Below are 22,587 nucleotides of genomic sequence, written 5' to 3' on the forward strand. Positions count from 1 at the left end.
AAACGTATGGCTTCGCGCTGAGTGGCGAACGGAAGCGTACGTTTACGGTGTCGAAGCCGATACGTCCGTCCATGATCGCCGCCACCGACAGGATGGAGGGGGACCGATGACGAGAGACGACGACCAGTCGCCCGCCGATCTCCGCGAGGAGGCAGACAGAGCCGACGAGATCGCCGACGCGCTCGAGGACCTCCTCGGGGAACTGCGCGAGGAGGAGATCAAGGGCGCGCGACTCGAGGGGCTGTTCGACGAGGCGAGCTCGAGTAATCCGAACATCTGGAACACCGTCACGGCGTTCATCGACGTCGAGGACGGCGAGGCGGTCGTCACTGACGAGTCGAAGTTGGCACAGGGCAGTTGGGCACCGGAGATCGTCGAGGGCTGTGACACGATGGTCACGGTCGACATCGACTACGGCATGATGCCGGACGACTTCACCTACATCGTCGGCAAGAAACTGAGTCAGCGGATCGAGGAGTTCCGGGAGCAGGCAAACGAGGCGCGGCAGCAAGCCGACGACCTCGAGGACGAGTCGGCCGACTGATCGCCGTCGTTACTCGACGACGAGTTTCTCTCGCTCGAACCGATCGTCGGCTTCGGCGGCGTCCTCGCTCCCGGTCCGCCAGCGCCACGACCCGATCTCGAGCGGCTCGAGCGAGACGATCAGATACGAGCGATCGGGCCACGTCGCCTGTGCCGTGTCGGTCGCGCTCGGTCGCGGCGGGCCGCGGGGATGGGAGTGATAGAAGCCGACGATCTCCTCACCGCGGTCCTCGAGTCGGTCGAAGATCGCCAACTGCTCCTCGGGGTCGATTTCGTACCGCGTCCGCGGCGTCTCGGCGACGTTTTCGGCCGGGTACTGCGACCGCACGCGACTCCGTCCTTCGGGCTCGTACTCGCCGCTGAGGACGCCACAGATTTCTTCGGGTCGGCCCTCGCGAGCACGCTCGCAGACCGTCTCGCGGACCGCGGTCGGGAGGGCGATCACGGGCTCGAGTCAACCTCGGGTCGAGCGTCTGAATCAGTGGGTTCGCGCTCCGTCTCGAGCGTCTCAAGGGCCTCGAGTTCGCCGAACGGAACCGCGATATCCGGAGCCGGGCCGTCGAATCGGTCAGGCGATACGATCGGTGCCAGCGCCTCGAGCGTGTCCACCAGCCGTGGGCCGGGCCGATTGAGGTAGTGGTCGCCGTCCATCGCCCAGACGCGCCCCTCGCGGACCGCCGTCAGTTCGTCCCAGCCGTCGCGGTCGGTCAGGTCGGTCCGGTTCGCCGCGGTCTGCTCGAGGTCGAAGCCACAGGGTGCGGCGATCACGACCTCCGGATCGTACGCGCGGATGTCGTCCCACTCGCGGGGACTCGAGGCCTCGCCGATGTCGGCCAGCCCGTACTCGCCGCCGGCCCAGTCGACCAGTTCGGCGGTCCAGTGGCCCGCGACCATCACCGGATCGGTCCAGTCGAAGATGGCTACGCGCGGACGGTTGCCGACAGGGTCGGCAGTTTTCTCTCGGACTGTTTCGATTCGAGCCTCGAGAGCAGTACGCACTTCTCGAGCCTGGTCCTCGAACCCGACCGCGCGGCCGATTCGCTCGAGATCGTCCAGTACATCCGCGACGCTGTGGGGGTCCGTCGGCACGATTTCGGGATCGGCCTCGATCCGATCGACGGCGTCCTCGATTACCGCCACGTCGACCGCACAGACGTCGCACATCCCCTGCGTGACGATCACGTCCGGCTCGAGGTCCTCGAGCATCTCGACGTCGACCTCGTAGAGGCCGCCCTCGGTGTCGGCCGTCTCGAGCACCTGCTGGTCGATCTCGCCGCTCGAGCTAGCGGCATCGATCGGTGAACTGGTGACGGCGGGTGCGGACGCGGCACTCGGCGGATAGTCGCACTCGTGGGAGACGCCGACCGGCTCGAGACCGAGCGCGGCGACCGTCTCGGTGGCCGAGGGGAGCGTCGTGACGATTCGCATGGCTACTCGTAGGGAGCGAGCGACCAAAAACGGCGGCCTCGATATTACTCAGTCGAGACGTCCGACAGCGCTCTCTCGAGTTCCCGAACGCCCTCCTTTTCGGTGCGATCGGGGTTCGCGAGGACGCGAACCGGCTGTTCGCCGAGCGAGACGAAACCGAGATCGAGCCGCTCGGCCGTTTCGCGCAGCCCGAGGCCGGCGTCGGCATCGCGGGCGATGACCTTCCGAGCGGGACTCTCGTGGGCGCGCAGGCCGAGATCAAAGCCGTCGATCGCGTCGACGATATCGTGGCGATCCGCACCGCGGGTCTCGGCGAGGTCGGCCACGGCAGCGCCGAGACTCGAGCGCAGGCCGGAATCGGTCGTCCGATTGACGAACCGCAGGTCGCGGTCGACCAGATCCTCGAGGCCCTCGATCTCGTTGGGGTTGCCGGCCTGGACGACGAGTCCCCACTCGCGGGTCCACTGGCCGAGTACCGTTGCGTCGTTCGCGCGCCCTTCGGCGCGCTCCGATTCGGCGGCTGTCGCCGCCCCCTCCCGCTCGAGCGGGCCCGCGGCGACGGCTACGTCGGGGACGTCGTCGCGGAGCCGCCGCAGCCCGGGTCGGCTGCCGACCGAGAGATAGCGCGGGTTCTCGAGGCCGTCGAGCACTCGCGAAAACGTCGGGTCATCCTCGCCGACGCCGAACAGCGTCGGCGGCCGGACGTCCGGCGAGAACAGCGTGACCGTGAGGGGTTCGCCTTCCTCGAGGTAGTCGGTCTCGGGGCCGACCTCCACGACGCCGTCGGCGTCGGCGAGGCTGGTCGTCGCGCCGCTGCCCTTGTCGACCGGGTAGACGAGCGTCTCGCCGTCGCCGTCCGTAACGAGCCCGACGGGCATGAGCCGGTGGCGACCCTCCTCGTATCGTTCCTGTCTGGCGAGCCGGCCGGAGACGGTGGCGGCCGCGGGTTCGGGACGGCCGGCGGCCTCGCGGATCGCCGGCGCGACGAACGTTCGGAAGACCATCATCGCGGAGACGGGATAGCCCGGTAGCCCGACGTAGGCGGAGTCGTCCAGCCGACCGATCAGCATCGGCTTTCCGGGCTTGACACTCACGCCGTGGAGCAGCAACTCGCCCTGTTCCTCGATGACGCGGTAGATGACGTCGACCGCGCTCGCGCTGGTCGACCCCGAGGAGAGCACGAGGTCGCACTCCTCGGCCGCGGTCCGGAGAATCCGCTCCATTTCCTCCTGCTCGTCGCCGGCGTGGGGGTAGAGGACGGCTTCTCCGCCCGCGTCTTCGACCCCCGCGGCGATGGTGTAGCTGTTGACGTCGTAGATCTCGCCGCGCTCGCTCTCGAGGTCGTCGCCCGGCCGCACGAGCTCGTCGCCCGTCGAGACGATCCCCACACGCGGTTTCGCCCGGACCGGCACCTCGTCGATCCCGAGCGCGGACAGCAACCCGATGTCGCGGGGCGTGATCGTCGTCCCGGGTCCGAGCGCGCGCTCGCCCGCAGCCACGTCCGCGCCGGCGAACATGACGTTGTCACCGGGCGCGACCGAGGTACGGACGAGGACCTCGCTGCCGTCCCCGTCCGTATCGGTCCGCTCGACCGGGACCATCGCGTCTGCGCCGTCGGGCATCACCGCGCCCGTCGAGATTTCGGCGGCCTGGCCTTCCTCGAGTTCCACGTCCGGTTTCGCGCCGGCGTGGACCTCGCCGACGACCTCGAGCCGAGCGGGATCAGCCTCGTCCGCGCCGAACGTGTCCCGCGCCCGGAGCGCGTAGCCGTCCAGACTCGCCCGGTCGAAGCCGGGCACGTCGAGTTCGGCGTCGAGTCGCGCTACGAGCACCCGGCCGCGCGCGTCCTCGAGCGGGACGCGCTCGATGCCGCCCTCGAGGGCCAGCGAGTCGATCGCGTCGCGGGCCTCGTCGGGGGTCGCGAGATCGCGGAACTCCTTGCGGTTCATACCGGCCCTTCGGCCGCCGCGGCTAAAAACGTCGGTCGATCGGGCCGTCAGTGGCCGCGATCCACGCTCCCCGTTTTCCCTGTGTCATGTTCCCGTACAACAATAATTAAGCGTCCGCCCGAAGAGGTGCGAGCCATGTCACGGCTGTCCGAGCCCGACTGCGAGCGCATCGCCGCCCTCTTCGATCGCCACCTCGAGGCCGGCCTCCATCACGGGGCACAGTTGGCCGTTTACGTCGACGGCGAGTCCGTGATCGACCTCGCGGGCGGCGTCGCAGCGCCCGACGGCCCCGTGGAGACCCGCGAGACGCGACACGTCCTCTTTTCGAGTACGAAGCCCTATGCGGCGGTCACGCTGCACTCGCTTGTCGAGGAGGGGAAAATCGACTACGACGACCGGGTAGTCGAACACTGGCCCGAGTTCGCCGACGAGGGAACCGAGAAGGCCGGGATCACGGTGCGGCAGGTCCTCAGCCACACCGCGGGGCTCAACCGCGGCGAGATCGACGACCGGCCCGACCTCTGGGGCGACTGGGAGGCCGTCATCGAGAAACTCGAGGACATGGAACCCAACTTCCCGCCGGGCGAGCAGCCGGCCTACCACGCGCTCACCTTCGGCTGGCTAGTCGGCGAACTCGTCCGCCGGGTGTCGGGGACGCCGATCGAGGTGGCCGCTCGAGAGCGGGTCTTCGACCCGCTCGGATTGGACGACACCGGGATCGGCCTGCGAGACGACGAAGACGACGATGTCGCGACGCTGGTCGGCTTCGAGCCGTTCGACCGCTGTCGGGACCCCGGTGAGGGCCTCGGGGACAACACCGAGGTCGCCGCGCCGTTCAACTCCGAGGAGATCCACCGCGCCGTGATCCCCGCCGCCAACGGCATCGGCACTGCGGGGGATATGGCTCGGTTCTACGCCTGTCTCGCGAACGGCGGCGAACTCGAGGGCACCCGGATTCTCGAGTCCGAGACGATAAAGCGGATGACACAGGTCCAAGCGGAGACCGAGGCCGACGGCACGATCGGCCGGGAAGCCCGGTTCGCGCTCGGCTTCTGGAAGGGCGGGACGACGGTCGCGCCCTACGGCTCGCTCTCGCCCGACCACGTCTTCGGCCACGCGGGACTGGGCAGCAGCGTCGGCTGGGCCGACCCCGAGGCGAACATCGGGTTTGCCTACGTGACGAACGGCGTGCGGGAGGGGTCCTACGAACACGTCGCTCGCGTGAACGCGCTGGCCGATGCGGTTCGGCAGGCGCTCCGGTGATTCGAACGCCGTCTCCCTTTCCATCGGGCATGCCGACCAAACGGTGAGATGTCACCTGATACGGTCTGCTGTCAGTCAGTGCCGGCGCGACCGCGACCGCCCTGCGGTCGCGCCGGTAAATCGGGACAGGAAACCGTATCAGGCGTTCGGTTCCCAGTCCTCGACGGCGACCGTCTCGCCGGCCGGAATCCCCTCACGGCCGTCGTCGACGACCACCCAGCCGTCGGCCAGCGCGACGCTCGAGAGAACGCCCGACCCGCTCGCTCGCGTCGGAATCGCCGCGTACGCCGGTTCGTCGCCGCCCTGTTCCGCCTCGTCGCCGTCGCGTTCCTCGAGTTGCACCCGCGCGAACGTCCGCGTGCCGGGCTCGCTCGGGATCTTGCGCTCGAGGCGGGCCCGCGTGGTCGGGTGGGGATCAGGGGTCGTTCCCTCGAGCCAGCGAAGCACCGGCCGGAGGAACTGGACGGCGTTGACGATACAGGCGACGGGGTAGCCGGGAAGCGCGAGCACGGGCGTCTCCTCGACGATTCCGAGACAGACGGGGTGGCCGGGTTTGAGCCCGACGCCGTGGACGAGCACCTCCCCGAGATCGTCGATTACCTCCGGGAGCAGGTCGCGCTCGCCGACGCTCGAGCCGCCGGTCGTGACGACCACGTCCTTCGTCAGGTCCCGCTGGATCGCCACGCGCAGCGACTCGGGATCGTCGGTGACGACGTCGCGGTAGGTCGCCTTTGCGCCCCAGCGCTGGGCCAGCCGCGAGACGGTGAGTCCGTTGGTCTCGACTACCTCGCCGGGGTCGGGATCGCCCGCGACGAGTTCCTCGCCCGTCGGAACCACGCCCACGGTTGGCTGCTGGGCGACCGCGACGCGGCCGTAGCCCGCCGACCGCAGCAGCCCCAGATCCGACGGCCGGAGCCGGTGGCCCGCGTTGTAGAGGTGCTGGCCCTCCTCGATGTCCTCCCCCACGGGGGCGACGTTTTCCCCCTCCGCAATCGCGTCCGCGACCTCGAGTTCGCCCGCCGACTCGCGTTCGGTAACCCGCTCGATCATGACGACGCCGTCGGCCCCCTCGGGGAGCGCGCTGCCGGTGTGGACCCGCGCGGCCACCCCGGGGTCGATACGGTCGGCCGTGGCGTGCTCGCCGCCGGATTCGGCCGGTTCGGAGATGCGTAATACTTCCGGCGACCGGTCGCTGGCCCCGAACGTGTCCGCGGCCCGGACGGCGTAGCCGTCCATCGCCGCCCGCTCGTAGTGTGGCACGTCTCGAGCGGACGTGACGGGGGCCGCGAGGACGCGGCCGTCCGCGCGGTCGACGTCGACGGTCTCGGTCCCGGTTTTGCACGGGACGTCCGCGTCGGTGTCCCCGCTCCCCTCGACTGCGTCCCGCAGGATCCGGCGCGCCTCGTCGACCGGCGTCCGAACCTTGAACCCGGCCTCCGTCCGCTCGCGATCGGCACCTTCCATACTCTGAATCGGGTCGTCGGAGGCCAAAAGCGTGGGGGAACCGTCTACGACGCGGTCGCTTCGCGGGTGGATTCCGGTCCCAATGAGTGGATCTCTCGTCCGGACGATGGCTCGAGTGGGGAACCTCGAGTGTCACTCCGTGCGTCAGCCGGTCTGCAGTGGCGCGCGCTGGTAGCCGTCCGAACGATAGTGAGGGCGGCTACCGATGCTGTGCGAGGGATGAGTGAGCGACTGAAAGGAGTGAACGAATCGGTTGGGGAGGGTGTGGCTCTCAGTGTTGCCACGGTAGCAGGACGCTGCTGTTCCGCATCCGAGTACGAACTCGTGCGTGCGACTGACGCCTCGCCGCGACCGCGGCCTTTTTCGTATCGGCGTTCGAACCAGTAGCTATGCCAGCGCTCCGCGACGCGTTGCGGGACCTCTCCGAGGACGTCTTCTTCGATCTGCTCGAGAGCGAGGACGCCTATCTGCTCGTACTCGACGTGCCCGGGGTCTCCGCCGAGTCGCTCGACCTCGCGATCGAAGACGGGGTAATTTCCATCGACGCCCACCGCGACAAAGAGCCCACCGACGACTACCGCTACCTCGAGGAGAACCGCTCGCTCTTTCTCGAGGCCGACCTTCCGCTGCCCGACGACGCCTCCGACGCCGGGGCCGAGGCGACGGTCAACCGCGGCGTCCTCGAGTTGACGCTCCCGAAACGCGGCGCGGGCGAGGAGACGACCATCGATATCGTCGACGAGGACGCCGAAACGGGGTGACAGAGGCTGGCCTCCCTCCGCGCCTATAAGCGGTTCGTCGTCGTCGCGTGGCAGTTCCTGCCGCTGTTGCTCGCCTACGCCCGCGACCGGCGGCGCTTCCTGCTGTTCGGTCGGCCCCGGCAGGTCGACCCCGAGACCCACCGCCACCGAGCCGACGTGTTACTCGAGTCGCTGCTGACGCTGGGGCCGACGTTCATCAAACTCGGGCAGTTGCTGTCGACCCGGCCGGACGTGCTCCCGCCGGCGTACATCGACGTACTCGCGTCGTTACAAGACGACGTGCCGCCGGCTCCGTGGCCCGACGCGAAACGGGTGCTCGAGGACGAACTCGGCCCCGTCGACGAGCGCTTTGCGGCGTTCGACACCGAGCCGATCAGCGGCGCAAGTCTGGGACAGGTCTATCGAGCCCGTCTCGATCCAGACGCGGTCGGGACGGACCGCGGCGACGGTGAGACGCCGGCGACCCGCGCCGACGGCGAGAGGGGTCGCGAGGTCGCGGTGAAGGTCCGTCGGCCCGAAATCGAATCCCTCGTCCGGGCGGACCTGCGGGTCATCAAGTGGTCCTTACCGATCCTGCTGTACTTCGTCGACGACGCCAGGTCGTTCTCGCTCGAGAACCTTGCCACGGAGTTCTCGAAGACCATCCGCGAGGAGATGGACTACGAGCGCGAGGCCGAGATGCTCGCCGAGATCAGGGGCAACTTCGCGGACGACGACCGGTTCCTGATCCCCGACGCGGTCGAGAGCCACTCCGGGCCGCGCGTGCTCACGATGGAGTACATCGAGGGGACGAAGATCAACGATCTCGAGGCACTCGAGCGCAAGGGGATCGACCGGACGAAGATCGCGGAGAACTTGGAGCGATCGTACCTGCAGATGATTATGGACGACGGGGTCTTCCACGCCGATCCGCACCCGGGCAACCTCGCGGTGACCGACGACGGGCGGATCGTCTTCTACGACTTCGGGATGTCCGGGCGGGTCGATCCGTTCGTCCAGGAGAAGATCGTCGACTTCTATATCGCCGTCGCTAATCAGGACATCGACGGCATTCTCGACGCGCTGGTCGAGATCGGGACGCTCTCCCCGGAGGCCGACCGCGGCGTGATGGCTGAAGTGATGGAGATCGCCATTCAGGACGCCCGTGGCGAGGACGTCGAGCAGTACCGGGTCAACCAGATCGTCGGCCAGATCGAGGACTCGATCTACGAGTTCCCGCTCCGGCTCCCGAAGAACCTCGCGCTCGTGTTGCGGGTCGCGACCGTCGTCGAAGGCGTCTGTGTCACGTTAGACGAGGACTTCGACTTCATCTCGGTCGCGACCGACTACCTGACTGAGGAGGGGTATCGCGAGGAGTCCATCCGGCAGTATCTCGACGAAACGGGCCAACAACTCCGACGGACCGGCGAGTCGCTGACCCGGATCGCACCGAAGGCCGAACGGGCACTCGACCGGCTCGACCGCGACGACCTCCACGTCAGGATCGGCGTCGAGGACACGGAGGACGTCTTCGAAGACCTCGCCAAACGGTTGGTCTACGGCATGTTGCTCACGATGTCGCTGTTCTCGATGGGGGTCCTCTACGCGCTCGAGGCCCCCAGAGGGTCGGTCGTCGCGGCGGTTTTCTCCGTGCTCGTGACGATCCAACTCTACCGCTCGTTCCGCTCGCCGAGCTCGATCGGGGCGCGACCGCAGTTCACCCGACAGAACCTGCGCCAGCGCCGCGGCGAGGAGTAACCACTACTGTTCATCGGCGACTGAATATAGCCTCGAGCGGAGTATTCATTCCATTACAATGTCCGATGTACTGGTTCGGACGAGTAATGCCGACAGTACTGCTTGCGAATCCCAACGCCGAGGTCGTCAGTCGGGACGAGCGCCAGTGGGTCCTCTGTGGAACGCACGCACACGAACTTCGCGCGGAGATCGAGGGCGGTGCGGATTTCGAGGCGATCAAAACGCTCCACGACTCGCTGCCCGGTGAGGGAACGATCGTCGTTCTTTCGGCCCGTGCGGACGAGCCGACGATACGCGCCCATCGCGGCATCACGTCGGCCTACGAAGTGTTCTACTGCCTCGACTCGAGTGGCGAACCGGTCCTCACCGACCTGTTCCGGAACGCCCTCGCCCGGCTCGAGCCGGCCGATCGGACGGTACCGGACCGGGCGAAAGCCGACCACCTGCTCTATCGGACGACGCCGATCGACTCCTACGTCGAGCGGATCCACCGCCTCGGCCACGGCGAGACGCTCACGTGGACGCCCGGGGAGACCACGCCCCGAACCGAACTGACGGAGACGCTCGAGCCCGAGTCCGGTCTCTCCCCCGCGAGCGCACATGACCGGCTCGACGAGGTGCTGTCGGCGGTCTGTGCCCCGGTCGCTGACGACGCCTCGCTCATGCTCTCCGGCGGGGTCGACTCGACGGTCCTCGAGCCCTACCTGACGAATCCCACCGAGAGCGTCACCGGTGCCTTCGACACGCCCGAACTCGAGTTCGAACGGGAGTACGCCGACCGCGCGAACGACCTCGTCGAGACCGACCGCGAGGTCGTCGACATGCGCGAATCGTCGTACCTCGAGCGCCTCGAGGCGGCCGTCGACGCACTGGGGATGCCACCCCACCAGCTCCAGACGCCGACGTTCGACGGGATCTACCGCGAGTTCGACGGGAATGACACGCTCGTCAGCGGGCAGGTCGCCGACGCCGTCTTCGGCCTCGGCGGCTCGCTCGAGGTCGCTCGCAAAGTCTGGATGACGCGTCATCTCGGGTACGTCCCGCCGGTCGTGGCGAAACTGCAGCAACACCGGGACGTGCTCGAGCGGCTCCGGCGGCATCCGTCCGATCCCGACGGACAGGGGCTCCAGTTCGCGGTCTACACGGACGTTCCCTCGGTCGTCGAGACCATCGGTCGCCGACGGTACGAACGACGACAGCGCGAGCGCTACGAGTACGCGATGGACCGCGTCCCAGACGCCGACGGGGGCAGCTACGCACAGCACGTCCACGTCGGGCAGTGGATCGACTTCTTCTGTGAGGACGCCGTCACCGTCTGGCGACAGGCCGGCCTCGCGCGGGGCTGTGAGATGTATACGCCATTTGCGGGCAAGGCGGTCGCCGAACTCGCGCTCGGCCTCTCCTCGCCCGAGCGGTACGTCCGCAACGGTGAGCCAAAACACGTGCCGAAGCGACTGCTCGGCGAGTGGTACCCCGAGTACGACCGGAGCAAGCCGAAAGGCAACGGCAACTTCCCGGCCGACCGGTTCCTCTCGACGGGCCCGCTCGCGTCCGTCTTCGACCGCTACGAGGTCCCCGAGTTCGCCCCGGACATCTCGGGTGCGATCGTCGACCACTCCCCCGGCCTCGCGTGGAATCTGGCCGGCTACGCCGTCTGGCGCGACCGCGTCCTCCGAGCGGACGACCTCGAGCCGGTCTCTCACACACGGAGCGTATCGATTCCCGCGAGCGAATCGCGGGCTCCGGGAGAAACGATCTGATCTGCCGGAACGAGTCGCCTCCGCGCGTGCGCCTCGAGAACCGTGCCGAGCGACCCGTTTCGAACCGACTGCAGTGGCCCCGAGCTTCTTTCCACCCCGGGACCGAACGGTCGGTATGGAATACGAGGCAATCGCCGACCTGCCGCTGACGATCGAGGAGGCGTCGACCGAGCGCCTCGAGCGCGAGACCTCGAGCGAGTTCACCCGCGTCACGACGGTGGTTTCGTTGACGGGACCAGCACAGAACGGCGACGAAACGGCGACCGGCCGCGGCGAGGACGTCACCTACGAGACCGAAGACCACGACCGGCTGGCGGAGACGGGGCTGCCCGACCTGACCGGCGAGTGGACGATCGACTCGTTTTCCGCGCGGCTCGGCGATCTCGATCTCTTTCCGGGCGGTGCGCCCGATCGCGACGTCTTTCGGAACTACCGGCGGTGGGGCGTAGAGAGCGCCGCGCTTGACCTCGCGCTCCGGCAGGCCGAGACCGATCTCGGGAGCGAACTGGACCGGACGGCCGAGCCCGTTCGGTTCGTCGCCAGCACCCGCCTCGGCGAGCCGCCGACGACCGACCGGCTCGAGTCGTTGCGCGAGCGGGTGCCCGACCTCGAGTTCAAGCTCGATCCCATCCCGGCGTGGGACGCGGAGCTGGTGGCAGCCATCGACGAGGCCGTCGGGACCGAGGCAGTCCAAATCCTCGACCTGAAGGGCCAGTACGAGGGAACCGAGGTAGACGTGCCGGCTGATCCGGCGCTGTACGAACGCGTCCTCGAGGCCTTCCCCGAGGCCGTCATCGAGGATCCGGCGTTGACCGACGAGACGTGGCCGCTGTTCGAGGACCCCGCCGTCCGATCTCGCGTCTCGTGGGACGCCCCGATCCACGGAATCGCGGACATCGAGGCGCTGCCGTGGGACCCCGACTGGCTGAATATCAAGCCCTCGCGCTTCGGCTCGCTCGAGTCGCTGTGCGAAACGATCGCCTACTGCGACGAGCGAGACGTGCGACTGTACGGCGGCGGGCAGTTCGAACTCGGCGTCGGTCGCGGCCAACTCCAGCGGTTGGCGTCGCTTTGCTACCCCGACGGGCCGAACGACATCGCGCCGCGGGCGTACAACGATCTCGACATCGGTGACGGGTTACCGCGGAGTCCGCTGGAACTATCGACTGACTCCGTCGGCTTCCGCTGAGACCGGTCGCGACGGCACGCTATCGGCAGCTAGTTTGTAACAGCTCATTGGAACAGTATCTCTTCGCAATTGGCCAGTAGACTTTCAGGTTTCGGGCTGTTTCGAAGAAGTCCGGGGTGGACTGGATGGATGTGAGTTCTGCGGTCCAGCCTGGATGTGAGTTTTTTACCCGGACATTCGTCCGGTTGCAGCCTCCAGATGAAAAAGGATGGGGGTTCGTCAATCGATGCGCCGCCACATAGAGCCGAGCCAGATCCCGTCTGAACCGGCCCTGTTAGCACATCGAACGCACGCCAGCGGCCATTCCAAACGGTTTATGCACGTCGATTGATTACGCCGGGACATGGCGAAACAGCAGACCGAAGTTCGCGAACTCCAGGAAGGAAGCTACGTCATGATCGACGACACGCCGTGTAAGATCAACGCCTACTCGACGGCGAAGCCGGGCAAACACGGCAGCGCCAAGGCTCGCGTCGAGGCCGAAGGCGTCTTCGACGGCAAGAAGCGCTCGCTCTCCCAGCCTGTCGACGCGAAGATCTGGGTCCCGATCATCGAGCGGAAAAACGGTCAGGTCGTCTCCGTCGACGGGTCGGACATGCAGGTCATGGACCTCGAGACCTACGAGACGATCACGATGCGCATCCCCGACGACATCGACGTCTCCCCCGACGAGAACATCGAGTACCTCGAGATGGAAGACCAGCGAAAGATCGTCTGATGTTTCCCGGGGCGACCGACGACAGCGAGGCGACCGACACGGCGGATCGATCCACCCGTGACGGCGCGAACTTCGTGGTCGTCGGTGCGCCCCTGGACGCAACGACGACCTTTCAGCCGGGGACCCGCTTCGGGCCCCGACGGATCCGTTCTCTCTCCGAGCCGTTCGACGATTACGACCGCCGGACTGACCAGCAGTTTTCGACCCTCGGCGTCGCTGATCACGGCGACGTTCGTGCGTGGAACGACGTTCCGGAGTACCTCGAGTACCTCGCGAGCACCCTGCGGGAAGCCGTCTGGAACGACGCCGTCCCGCTACTGCTGGGTGGCGAACACACCGTCTCCCTCGCGGGCGTCCGCGCGGTCGAACCCGAGGTGTTCGTCTGTCTCGATGCCCACCTCGACCTGTACGACGCCTACGACGGGAACCCGCTCTCCCACGCCGCTGTCACCCGGCGCATCCTCGAGGATGTCGACAGTGTCGAGGAGGTCGTTCTCCTTGGGGCTCGCACCGGCAGCGAAACCGAGTGGGAACGCGCTGCCGCAGACGACGTGACCGTCGTTCCGCCCGAGGCGGTCGGCGAGTGGTCGCCCGATGATCGACTCGCAGGCCGCGAGGTCTACCTGAGCGTCGACATCGACGCCGCTGACCCCGGCTACGCGCCGGGAACCGGGACGATGGAACCGTTCGGCCTCGAGCCCCGCGAACTCCGCGACGTGGTGCGCGAAGTGGCTCCCCACGCCGCCGGGTTCGACGTTGTCGAGGTCAACGACCGCGACGACGGCCAGACGGCCGCACTGGCCGCGAAGCTGGTTCGGGAGTTCGTCTTCTCGAATGCTGACGGGTAATCGGCATTTCTCGTCCGTACGTTGCGGTGGCGCGTGCTGAGCCGCGGTGAGCGGACGGCGAACCGCGGCTCGAACGCACGCGAGGGATGAGTGAGTACGTGAGTCCGAACGAATCGGTTGGGGAGGTCGAGGCATCTCCGTGCTGGCACGATAGCAGAACGACCGTTCGGCACGCTCCGTTTTTACCACCGACGCGAGGTTCCGTCGAGGCGAGCGTACACCCTTTTCACGCTCCGAGCGAACCCCCAACCATGATCGAGGCGACGCTGTGTTTCCCGCTGCGAGACGGCGGTGACGCTGCGGCCGACCGCGAGGTGCTGCTCATCGAGAAACGCCGCGGCCTCGGTGAAGGCTGGTACAACGGCCCCGGCGGGAAGTGCGAATCCGGCGAGACGCCCCGCGAGTGCGCGATCCGCGAAACCGAGGAAGAGGTCGGTCTCGAGGTCTCGGACCTCGAGAAGGCGGGCGAACTCCGATTCCTGCTCGACGGCGAGGCTCACACCTTCTGTCACGTCTACCGCACCCGCTCGTTCGCCGGCGAACCCAGCGTCTCCGAGGAGGCCTATCCGGAGTGGATCCCCGTCGATGACGTGCCCTATGACCGGATGTGGGACGACGATCTCCTGTGGCTGCCGGGCGTGCTCGAGGGGAAGACGGTCGCTGGTGAGTTCCGGTTCGAAGGCGGCGAACCGCTCGACGAGGCCGCGTTCGTCGATCACGACCTCGAGTGGGACGTCTCGTTCTGACCGGTCGCTCGCTCCCGCCCGATTTACGATCCGATTACCGAGTTACGGCTTCAGCACGACCTTCCCGGAACTCTTCCGATCCTCGATGTACTGGTGGGCCTCGGCCGCGTCCTCGAGCGCGAACGACTCGCCCAGGATGACCTCGAGATCGCCGCCCGCGAGACCCTCCGTCAATTCGGGAACGGCCTGCATGACTCGCGACGGATCGTGCATCGAGGCCTGCCCGAGGTGGAACCCCTTGACGGTCTTGTTCTCGAAGAGCAGGCGCTGGTTGCTGACCTCTGCGGGAACGCCGCTTGCCACACCGTAGGTAACCATCCGACCGAAGTGGGCCATCGCGTCGAGGCTGCGCTCGAAGACGTCGTCGCCGACGCTCTCGAGGACGAGATCGACGCCCTCGCCGTCGGTTTCCTTGTCGACGACCTCACGGAAGTCCGTCTCGGTGTAGTTGATCGGGTGATCACAGCCCAACTCGGCCGCGAGGTCGAGTTTCTCCTGCGTGCTCGCGGTGCCGAAGACTTCAGCGCCGGCGTTCGACGCCAACTGGACGGCGGCGGTGCCGACCCCGCCGGCTGCTGCTTGGACGAGGACGGATTCGCCCTCCTCGAGGCCGCCCCACTCGAAGAGACACGCGTGGGCGGTGAGGAACTGGACGGGGAACCCGGCTGCCTCGTCGAAACTCATCGCCTCGGGGATCGGGAAGAGTAGGTCCGCAGCGGCGGTGACGTACTCGGCGTAGCCGCCGGTGTCGAGCATGCCGACGACGCGGTCGCCTTCCGAGAGATCCTCGACGCCGTCGCCGACCGCGTCGACCGTTCCCGCGGCTTCCATACCGGGCACGTAGGGGGCGTCGGGGCCGCCCGGATAATGGCCGCGTCGTTGCATGATGTCCCCGAAGTTGATTCCCGCGGACTCGATGTCGATTCGAACCTCGCCCGCGTCGGGCTCGGGGGTCGGTACGTCGACCACGGAGAGTTCGTCGCTGTCGCCGTAGGCGTCGACTTCGATCGCTTTCATGCGGAATTATACTCGCGTGACTCGCATAAAGGTGGGAGAACCGGGGGAAACAGAGATCTCGTTTATAATTTCTAGAAGCCGTGAACGACCGACGAATGATTAAGTACTGACAGTGCGAAGTAACGGTTATGGTCCCGCTCACACGGAATCGACTCTCTCACTCACCGCTGGAGATCGGATGAACGAACGTCGCAACCGCCGACTGAGTGCCGTCGTCGGCGTGTCCCTCCTCCTCATCACCGGCGGCGGCGTCGCGCTGCTCGGTACCGCCGTTCTCGACGCGCCCGTGGTTGTCGCCCAGCTAACGCTGCTCGGGCTGGCTGGCGTGTTCGATGTCGTGGCGGCGACCGACACGGGACTGACCGACCGCTGGGCGTGGTACCGATGGAACGGTGCCGGAAACGTCCTGCTCGGGCTGTCGCTCCCGCTCGGGATCGCTGGAACTGGGGGCCCCTTTTTCCTCCTCTTGACCGGCGTCGGCGGGCTCTCGCTGGCGGCGATGGGAATCGACATGCTCGCGTTCCACGGGAAATACACTCGCGACGAGCGACTCGACCGAAAGGGAAGCTAACCGCCGCGCGTTCCGACTGGTCCGCCTTTCCGTTCCTAGTAGGTCACGGATCGGCGTCCGGCCTTCGCATGGTTTAAGCCCGCGCTGACTGCATGTCGACACAATGAGCGACGAGAGTCAAGAACTCGGCATCACCGAGTCGAAATCGCACAAGCCCGGCGAGTGGTACGCCGAGGTCGTCCAGAAGGCCGACATCGCTGACTACGCGCCGATGGGCGGCTTCATCGTCACCAAACCCCGCGGCTACGCCCTCTGGGAGGCCATTCAGGACTCGCTGGACGGCTGGTTCAAGCAGACCGGCGTCGACAACGTTTACTTCCCGATGTTCATCCCCGAGAGCTTCTTAGAGCGGGAGAAAGACATCGTCGAAGGGTTCGACCCCGAGGTCGCGTGGGTCACCCAGGGCGGCCACGAGGAACTCGAGGAGCGACTGGCCGTTCGCCCGACCAGCGAGTCGATCATCGCGCCCTTCATGGCCGACTGGACCCGCAGCCACCGCGACCTGCCGATGCGGCTCAACCAGTGGTGTTCGGTCGTTCGGTGGGAGGCGACGGAGACGAAGCCGTTCTTCCGGACGAAGGAGTTCATGTGGCAGGAGGGCCACACCGCCCACGCGAGCGACGAGGGCGCGTGGAACGAGGTCTGGACCCGACTCGGCCAGTACGAAGATCTCTACGAGGACGTGCTCGCCATTCCCGTGCTTCGGGGCAAAAAGCCCGAACACGACAAGTTCCCCGGCGCGGATACGACGACGACCGTCGAGGCGCTGATGCCCGACGGCAAGTCCGTCCAGGGCGCGACCAGCCACAACCTCGGCCAGAGCTTCGCCGAGGCCTTCGACATCACCTTCGCCGACGAGGACGAGGACGAACAGACGGCCTACACCACCTCGTGGGGCCTCTCGTGGCGCGCGCTGGGCGCGCTCATCATGACCCACTCCGACGATCAGGGGCTCGTGCTCCCGCCGACGGTCGCGCCCACGCAGGTCGTCATCGTCCCGATCTGGCAGGAAGACACCAAAGACGACGTCCTCGAGTACTCCGAGGAAATCGCCGACGATCTCGAGACGGCCGGCTTCCGCGTCGAACTTGACGACCGCGACGAGCGCAATCCCGGCTTCAAGTTCAACGAACACGAACTCAACGGGGTGCCGCTGCGACTCGAAATCGGCCCCCACGAGGTCGAGGACGAGGAGATCACGCTGGTCCACCGGCCCGACAACGCCGAGGCAGTCGAGGATCGCGACGAAATCGTCGACGCGGTCGACGAGCACCTCGAGGACATCTACGACAAACTCTACGAGGCTGCCGAGGAGACCCTCGAGGAGAACGTCCGGGAAGCCCATAGCCCGGAGGACATCCTCGGAACGATCGGCAAACACGGCGGCTACGTGAAGACGCCGTGGTGTGGCGACGAGGCCTGCGAAGAGGCCATCAAGGAGAAAATCGCCGCCGAAATCGTCATGCAGCCCCTCGAAGACGAGGGCGGCTCGACGGCCGGTGAGGTTCCCGAACCCGACGCCGACGAGTGCGGCGTCTGTGGCGATCCCGCCGACGAGATCGCGTACTTCGCGAAGTCCTACTGAGCGCCCCGATCCGTCGCCGAACCGCGTGTCTTCGCTGCCGTTTGCGGCTCGGCTCGAGTGTCACTCGGTGCGAGGCGACGGAGACGAAGCCGTTCTTCCCGACCGCAGGGCCGTGGGTGACTGTTTCACGCGTACCTAATTCTTTAACCCGAGTTTGCTTACGGGGGAAGAGTGACTAGAAGCATGTGGTGTTCACTCTGGTGGGTGAACACTACGTGCCTCTGACATTCCCCGCTGCCGGGACGGCCGATCCCCGGACGGGGGTTTGATGCGGGTGCGATCGACAGTTGTTCTCCGCGGTACCGATATCACGCCACCGATAGCCGATGGTGTCGCGGTGTCTGATTAAGGGTTGCACCATACCTTATATCGATTTATATGTGTTAATAATACACTTAGCCATAATGGGTTAGCCTCTTATAGTTGTTCCCGCTAAGGGTGTGTATGACACAGCCACAGATAGCGCCATCCACCGAGCGTTCACGGGGGCTCGCCGACCCCTCGGACGCGCGGTCGAACTGCGGCGTCGGCGTCGTCATGGACCTCGACGGGGATGGGGGCCACGACGTTGTCGCCGACGGACTCGAACTCCTTCGCAATCTCGAGCACCGCGGAACGACCGGTGCGGAGAAAAACACCGGCGACGGGGCCGGCATCATGCTTCAGACGTCCGATTCGTTCTTCGAGAGCGTTCTCGACGCCTCTCTTCCCGAGACCTACGCCGTCGGCTCGCTCTTTCTGCCGCAGGATACCGCGGCCCGCGAGGAACTCGTCTCGCTTGCCGAGGAGACGTTCGCTACCTACGACCTCGACGTCCTCGAGTGGCGAGATGTCCCGACGGACAACGACGATCTCGGTCAGACGGCCGTCGACTCCGAGCCCGACGTCTGGCAGGTCGTCGTCACGCCTGAGGACGATATCTCCGGCGACGACTTCGACCGTCGCCTCTACGTCGCCCGACGCGCCCTCGAGAACGCGGTCGAAGCCGCCGATATCGAGCACAAAGAGCGCTTTTACGTCGTCTCGCTGGACTCGAAGACCGTCGTCTACAAGGGACTGCTAAAGGGCGTTCAGGTTCCGTCGTACTACCCCGATCTCACCGACGAGCGACTCGAGTCGACGTTCGTGATGGTCCACGAGCGGTTCTCGACGAACACGCTCGGCGCGTGGCACCTCGCCCATCCCTACCGGAACATCATCCACAACGGCGAGTTCAACACCATTCAGGGCAACATCAACTGGATGCGGGCCCGCGAGACCGACATCGAGAGCGACGTACTCGACGACCTCGAGGCGGTCAAGCCGATTATCGACGACCCCGAGCAGTCCGACACGGCAAGCGTCGACAACGCGCTCGAACTGCTGATGCAGGACGGCCGGGACTTAGAGCACGCCCTGCGGATGCTCGTCCCCGAAGCGTGGCGCGGCGACGACGCGATGGACCCCGATCGGAAAGATTGGTACGACTTCCACGCCTCGCTGGTCGAACCGTGGGACGGCCCCGCGCTCGTCGCGGCGACCGACGGCGAACGCATCGGTGCGGTCTTAGACCGCAACGGCCTTCGCCCCTGCCGGTACGACGTGACGACGGACAACCGACTCATCATGGCCAGCGAGGCCGGCGCGCTCGAGACCGAGCCCGAAAACATCGAGGAGCGCGGCCGCCTCCAGCCCGGCCAGCTGTTCCTCGCCGATCCCGAGGAAGGCCGCGTCATTCCGGACGAGGAGGTCTTCGATGACCTCACCGACGACCGCTACGGCGAGTGGGTCGCCCAGGAGCAGGTCCACCTCGACGACATCCGGACGACGGACGACCGCTCGCCCCAACAGGCCGTCGACGGCCTCCGGGACTACCAGGCCTCGTTCGGCTACACCCACGACGAACTCGAGAACCTGATCGAGCCGATGACCCAGAAGGGGAAAGACCCCGTCGGCTCGATGGGCGACGACACGCCGCTGTCGGTGCTCACCGAGTTCAACCGGCCGCTGTTTTCCTACTTCAAGCAGCTGTTCGCACAGGTCACCAACCCGCCGCTCGACTACATCCGCGAGGAACTGGTCACCTCGATGGAGTCGCGGCTGGGCTTCCAGCGCAACCTGCTCGACGAGTCACCGGAACACGCCCGCCAGCTCGTGCTCGACTCGCCGATCCTGACCGACGCCGAGCTCGGCTCGATCCGCGACTGCTCGGCAAACGGTATCACGGCCACGACGATCGACATCACCTACGAGCCCGAGAGCGACGAACTCGGTGCGGACCTCGAGGCCGCCCTCGAGCGGGTGCGAGAGGACGCCGTCGCGGCGATCGAGGACGGGGCCGACGTGCTCATCCTCTCGGACCGAGCGGTCGACGAGGACCGGGTCGCGATCCCGAGCCTGCTGGCGACCGGTGGTGTCCACCACCATCTGGTGCGAAACGGACTGCGCAACCACGTCGGACTCGTCGTCGAGTCGGCCGATCCGCGCACCGTCCACCACTTCGCGACGCTGGTCGGCTACGGTGCCGGCGCGGTCAACCCCTACCTCGCCTACCAGACGATCGAGGACATCACTGCCGGCCCCGACGGTGCCGACACCGAGGTCGCAATCGACGCCTACGTCGGCGCGGTCGAGGACGGCCTGCTGAAGATCATGGCCAAGATGGGCATCTCGACGGTCGAGAGCTATCAGGGTGCCCAGATCTTCGAGGCCGTCGGGCTCGATAGCGGGCTCGTCGCGGAGTACTTCGAGGGCACCGAGAACCGCACCGAGGGGATCGGCCTCGCCGAGATCGAGGAAGACCTCCGCGAGCGCCACGCGGCCGCCTTCGACCACGCCGAGGGCGAGGAGTCCGACCTCGACCGCCACGGCGAGTTCGAACACCGCTCCGACGGGATCTACCATCAGTGGAACCCGGATACCGTCGGCGCGCTCCAGCAGGCCGTCCGCTCGAACGACTACGAGCGCTACGGGGAGTTCGCCGAACAGATCAACGACCAGCAGCAGAACCTCCAGACCCTGCGCGGGCTGCTCGAGTTCGACTCCGATCGCGACTCGATCCCGGTCGAAGACGTCGAGCCGATCAAGGACATCGTCCAGCGGTTCTCGACCGCCGCAATGAGCCTCGGGAGCCTCTCGCCGGAGGCCCACGAGAACAACTCGATCGCGATGAACCGGATCGGCGGCAAGAGCAATTCGGGAGAGGGCGGCGAACCGCCCGAGCGGTTCGACACTGAACGTGAGTGTAACGTCAAGCAGGTGGCGTCGGGCCGCTTCGGCGTCACCTCGACGTACCTCTCGAACGCCGACGAGCTACAGATCAAGATGGCACAGGGCTCCAAGCCCGGCGAAGGTGGCCATCTCCCCGGTTCGAAGGTCAACGAGATGATCGCCCACGTGCGCAAGTCCACGCCCGGCGTCGGGCTGATCTCGCCGCCGCCGCTGCACGACATCTACTCGATCGAGGACCTCAAACAGCTGATCTTCGATCTCAAGGCCGCCAACGAGACGGCCGACATCAACGTCAAACTCGTCTCCGAAGCCGGCATCGGCACCGTCGCCGCCGGCGTCGCGAAGGCAAACGCCGACGTGGTCCACATCTCGGGCCACTCCGGCGGGACGGGTGCCTCGCCGCGCACCTCGATCAAGAACGCCGGCCTCCCGTGGGAACTCGGCCTTGCCGAGGCGAACCAGATGCTCTGTGCGACCGGCCTCCGCGACCGCATCCGCGTCTCCACCGACGGCGGGCTGAAGACCGGCCGCGACGTCGCCGTCGCCGCCCTGTTGGGTGCCGAGGAGTATATCTTCGGCACCGCCTCGCTGGTCACCGGCGGCTGTGTCATGGCCCGGCAGTGTCACAAGAACACCTGCCCGGTCGGCGTCGCCACCCAGCGCGAGGACCTGCGCAAGCGCTTCCCCGGCGAGCCCGAACACGTCATCAACTACATGACCTTCATCGCGCAGGAACTGCGTGAGATCATGGCCGAACTCGGCTTCGAGACCGTCGACGAGATGATCGGCCAAGTCGATGTCCTAGAGCAACGCGACGACGTCGATCACCCGAAGGCTCGCAACGTCGACCTCTCGGAAGTCCTCGCGGACCCCGGCAGCGACGTTCGTCGGAAGATCCGCGAGCAGGACCACGAACTCGAGGATCAACTCGACCGGGACCTCATCGAGGCCGCGGCCGACGCGATCGAGGACCAAGAGCCGGTCTCGATCGAAGCCGAGGTCACGAACGTCGACCGCACGGTCGGCGCGATGCTCTCGAACCGCATCACCAGCCGCTACGGCGAGCCCGGGCTGCCCGAGGACACGATCACCCTCGACGTGGACGGGACCGCCGGCCAGAGCTTCGGCGCGTTCCTCGCAAGCGGCGTCTCGATGCACTTAGACGGCAGCGCCAACGACTACGTCGGTAAGGGGCTCTCGGGCGGCAAACTGACGATCCGCACGCCCGAAACCGCGGCCTACGACCCGACCGAGAACGTCTCGATCGGCAACGTCGCGCTCTACGGCGCGACCGACGGCCAGCTGTACGTCAACGGCGTCGCCGGCGAGCGCTTCGCGGTGCGCAACTCCGGTGCCAAAGCCGTCGTCGAAGGCGTCGGCGATCACGGCTGTGAGTACATGACCGGTGGCGTCGTCGCCGTGCTCGGCGAGACCGGGACGAACTTCGCGGCCGGCATGTCCGGCGGCGTCGCCTACGTCTACGACCCCGACGACGAGTTCGAGGCCAAGGCCAACACAGGCATGGTCTCGCTCCACGACGAACTCGAGGAGAAAGACGAACGGATGCTCCGTCGACTCGTCGAGAACCACGTCGCTTACACCGGCTCCGAGCGGGGCGAACGCCTGCTCGAGAACTGGGACCGCGCGCTCGAGTCGTTCGTGAAGGTCATGCCCGAGGCCTACTACGAGGCGATCACCGAGCAGGGCAGCGACGACGTCCGGAACGAACTGCCCGGCGCGCCCGAGGCGGCCGCCGAGGCCGAATCGGCCAACTTCGCGGCGAGCGACGACTGACGGC

17 protein-coding genes are annotated in these 22,587 nt (G+C 66.7%); 12 read left to right on the forward strand and 5 right to left on the reverse strand.

Annotated features, from left to right (window positions below; genetic code table 11):
- Positions 1-106: 106 nt before the first annotated feature.
- Positions 107-544 (forward strand): hypothetical protein, encoded by a 438-nt coding sequence (locus C489_RS07230; RefSeq protein ID WP_006430548.1) that lies wholly within the window; start codon positions 107-109, stop codon positions 542-544.
- 9 nt (positions 545-553) lie between these two features.
- Here the strand turns inward: C489_RS07230 and C489_RS07235 are convergent, their stop codons facing one another.
- The 3 genes from C489_RS07235 to C489_RS07245 are packed head-to-tail and all read right to left on the reverse strand — an operon-like array spanning position 554 to position 3,920.
- Positions 554-988 carry a desampylase gene (locus tag C489_RS07235; protein WP_006430549.1) on the reverse strand — a complete coding sequence of 145 codons (435 nt, stop codon included), beginning with the start codon at positions 986-988 and terminating at the stop codon, positions 554-556.
- On the reverse strand, positions 985-1,971 hold the full coding sequence (locus tag C489_RS07240; protein ID WP_006430550.1) for a cobalamin-binding protein: 987 nt from the start codon (positions 1,969-1,971) through the stop codon (positions 985-987). Before C489_RS07240 ends, C489_RS07235 begins: the two co-directional genes overlap by 4 nt.
- 44 nt (positions 1,972-2,015) lie before the next feature.
- Positions 2,016-3,920: a molybdopterin biosynthesis protein gene (locus C489_RS07245; protein WP_006430551.1), complete on the reverse strand. Its 1,905-nt coding sequence runs from the start codon at positions 3,918-3,920 to the stop codon at positions 2,016-2,018.
- 135 nt (positions 3,921-4,055) lie between these two features.
- On the opposite strand from C489_RS07245, the gene C489_RS07250 reads away from it, so the two are divergent.
- Complete coding sequence (locus C489_RS07250; RefSeq protein ID WP_006430552.1) at positions 4,056-5,183, forward strand: EstA family serine hydrolase; 1,128 nt, start codon at positions 4,056-4,058, stop codon at positions 5,181-5,183.
- Positions 5,184-5,321: 138 nt separating this feature from the next.
- Here the strand turns inward: C489_RS07250 and C489_RS07255 are convergent, their stop codons facing one another.
- The gene (locus tag C489_RS07255) at positions 5,322-6,647 is read right to left on the reverse strand and encodes a molybdopterin molybdotransferase MoeA (RefSeq protein ID WP_006430553.1); all 1,326 of its coding nucleotides are present in this window, start codon (positions 6,645-6,647) and stop codon (positions 5,322-5,324) included.
- A gap of 389 nt (positions 6,648-7,036) precedes the next feature.
- Between C489_RS07255 and C489_RS07260 the strand changes: the two genes are divergently transcribed.
- The 7 genes from C489_RS07260 (at position 7,037) to C489_RS07290 (ending at position 14,406) form a co-directional block, all read left to right on the forward strand.
- Entirely contained in the window at positions 7,037-7,408 is a 372-nt protein-coding gene (locus C489_RS07260) for an Hsp20/alpha crystallin family protein (protein ID WP_006430554.1), read from the forward strand.
- Positions 7,409-7,474: 66 nt separating this feature from the next.
- On the forward strand, positions 7,475-9,145 hold the full coding sequence (locus tag C489_RS07265) for an ABC1 kinase family protein (protein WP_006430555.1): 1,671 nt from the start codon (positions 7,475-7,477) through the stop codon (positions 9,143-9,145).
- A gap of 86 nt (positions 9,146-9,231) precedes the next feature.
- On the forward strand, positions 9,232-10,905 hold the full coding sequence (locus C489_RS07270; protein ID WP_006430556.1) for an asparagine synthase-related protein: 1,674 nt from the start codon (positions 9,232-9,234) through the stop codon (positions 10,903-10,905).
- 115 nt (positions 10,906-11,020) lie between these two features.
- Positions 11,021-12,094 carry an enolase-like domain-containing protein gene (locus tag C489_RS07275; protein ID WP_006430557.1) on the forward strand — a complete coding sequence of 358 codons (1,074 nt, stop codon included), beginning with the start codon at positions 11,021-11,023 and terminating at the stop codon, positions 12,092-12,094.
- A 343-nt stretch (positions 12,095-12,437) separates the two neighbouring features.
- Positions 12,438-12,812: a translation initiation factor IF-5A gene (locus C489_RS07280; RefSeq protein ID WP_006430558.1), complete on the forward strand. Its 375-nt coding sequence runs from the start codon at positions 12,438-12,440 to the stop codon at positions 12,810-12,812.
- Positions 12,812-13,660, forward strand: a complete 849-nt coding sequence (speB, locus tag C489_RS07285) for an agmatinase (RefSeq protein WP_006430559.1) — start codon at positions 12,812-12,814, stop codon at positions 13,658-13,660. Before C489_RS07280 ends, speB begins: the two co-directional genes overlap by 1 nt.
- A 251-nt stretch (positions 13,661-13,911) precedes the next feature.
- Complete coding sequence (locus C489_RS07290) at positions 13,912-14,406, forward strand: 8-oxo-dGTP diphosphatase (protein ID WP_006430560.1); 495 nt, start codon at positions 13,912-13,914, stop codon at positions 14,404-14,406.
- A 42-nt stretch (positions 14,407-14,448) separates the two neighbouring features.
- Here the strand turns inward: C489_RS07290 and C489_RS07295 are convergent, their stop codons facing one another.
- Positions 14,449-15,423 carry a quinone oxidoreductase family protein gene (locus tag C489_RS07295; RefSeq protein WP_006430561.1) on the reverse strand — a complete coding sequence of 325 codons (975 nt, stop codon included), beginning with the start codon at positions 15,421-15,423 and terminating at the stop codon, positions 14,449-14,451.
- Positions 15,424-15,601: 178 nt separating this feature from the next.
- On the opposite strand from C489_RS07295, the gene C489_RS07300 reads away from it, so the two are divergent.
- The 3 genes from C489_RS07300 (at position 15,602) to gltB (ending at position 22,583) form a co-directional block, all read left to right on the forward strand.
- Positions 15,602-15,994 carry a hypothetical protein gene (locus C489_RS07300; protein ID WP_006430562.1) on the forward strand — a complete coding sequence of 131 codons (393 nt, stop codon included), beginning with the start codon at positions 15,602-15,604 and terminating at the stop codon, positions 15,992-15,994.
- A gap of 103 nt (positions 15,995-16,097) precedes the next feature.
- The gene (gene proS, locus C489_RS07305; RefSeq protein ID WP_006430563.1) at positions 16,098-17,579 is read left to right on the forward strand and encodes a proline--tRNA ligase; all 1,482 of its coding nucleotides are present in this window, start codon (positions 16,098-16,100) and stop codon (positions 17,577-17,579) included.
- Between the two features lie 444 nt (positions 17,580-18,023).
- The gene (gene gltB / locus C489_RS07310) at positions 18,024-22,583 is read left to right on the forward strand and encodes a glutamate synthase large subunit (protein ID WP_083902780.1); all 4,560 of its coding nucleotides are present in this window, start codon (positions 18,024-18,026) and stop codon (positions 22,581-22,583) included.
- Positions 22,584-22,587 lie beyond the last annotated feature (4 nt).

This window comes from Natrinema versiforme JCM 10478, from assembly GCF_000337195.1.
GTDB classification, from domain to species: domain Archaea; phylum Halobacteriota; class Halobacteria; order Halobacteriales; family Natrialbaceae; genus Natrinema; species Natrinema versiforme.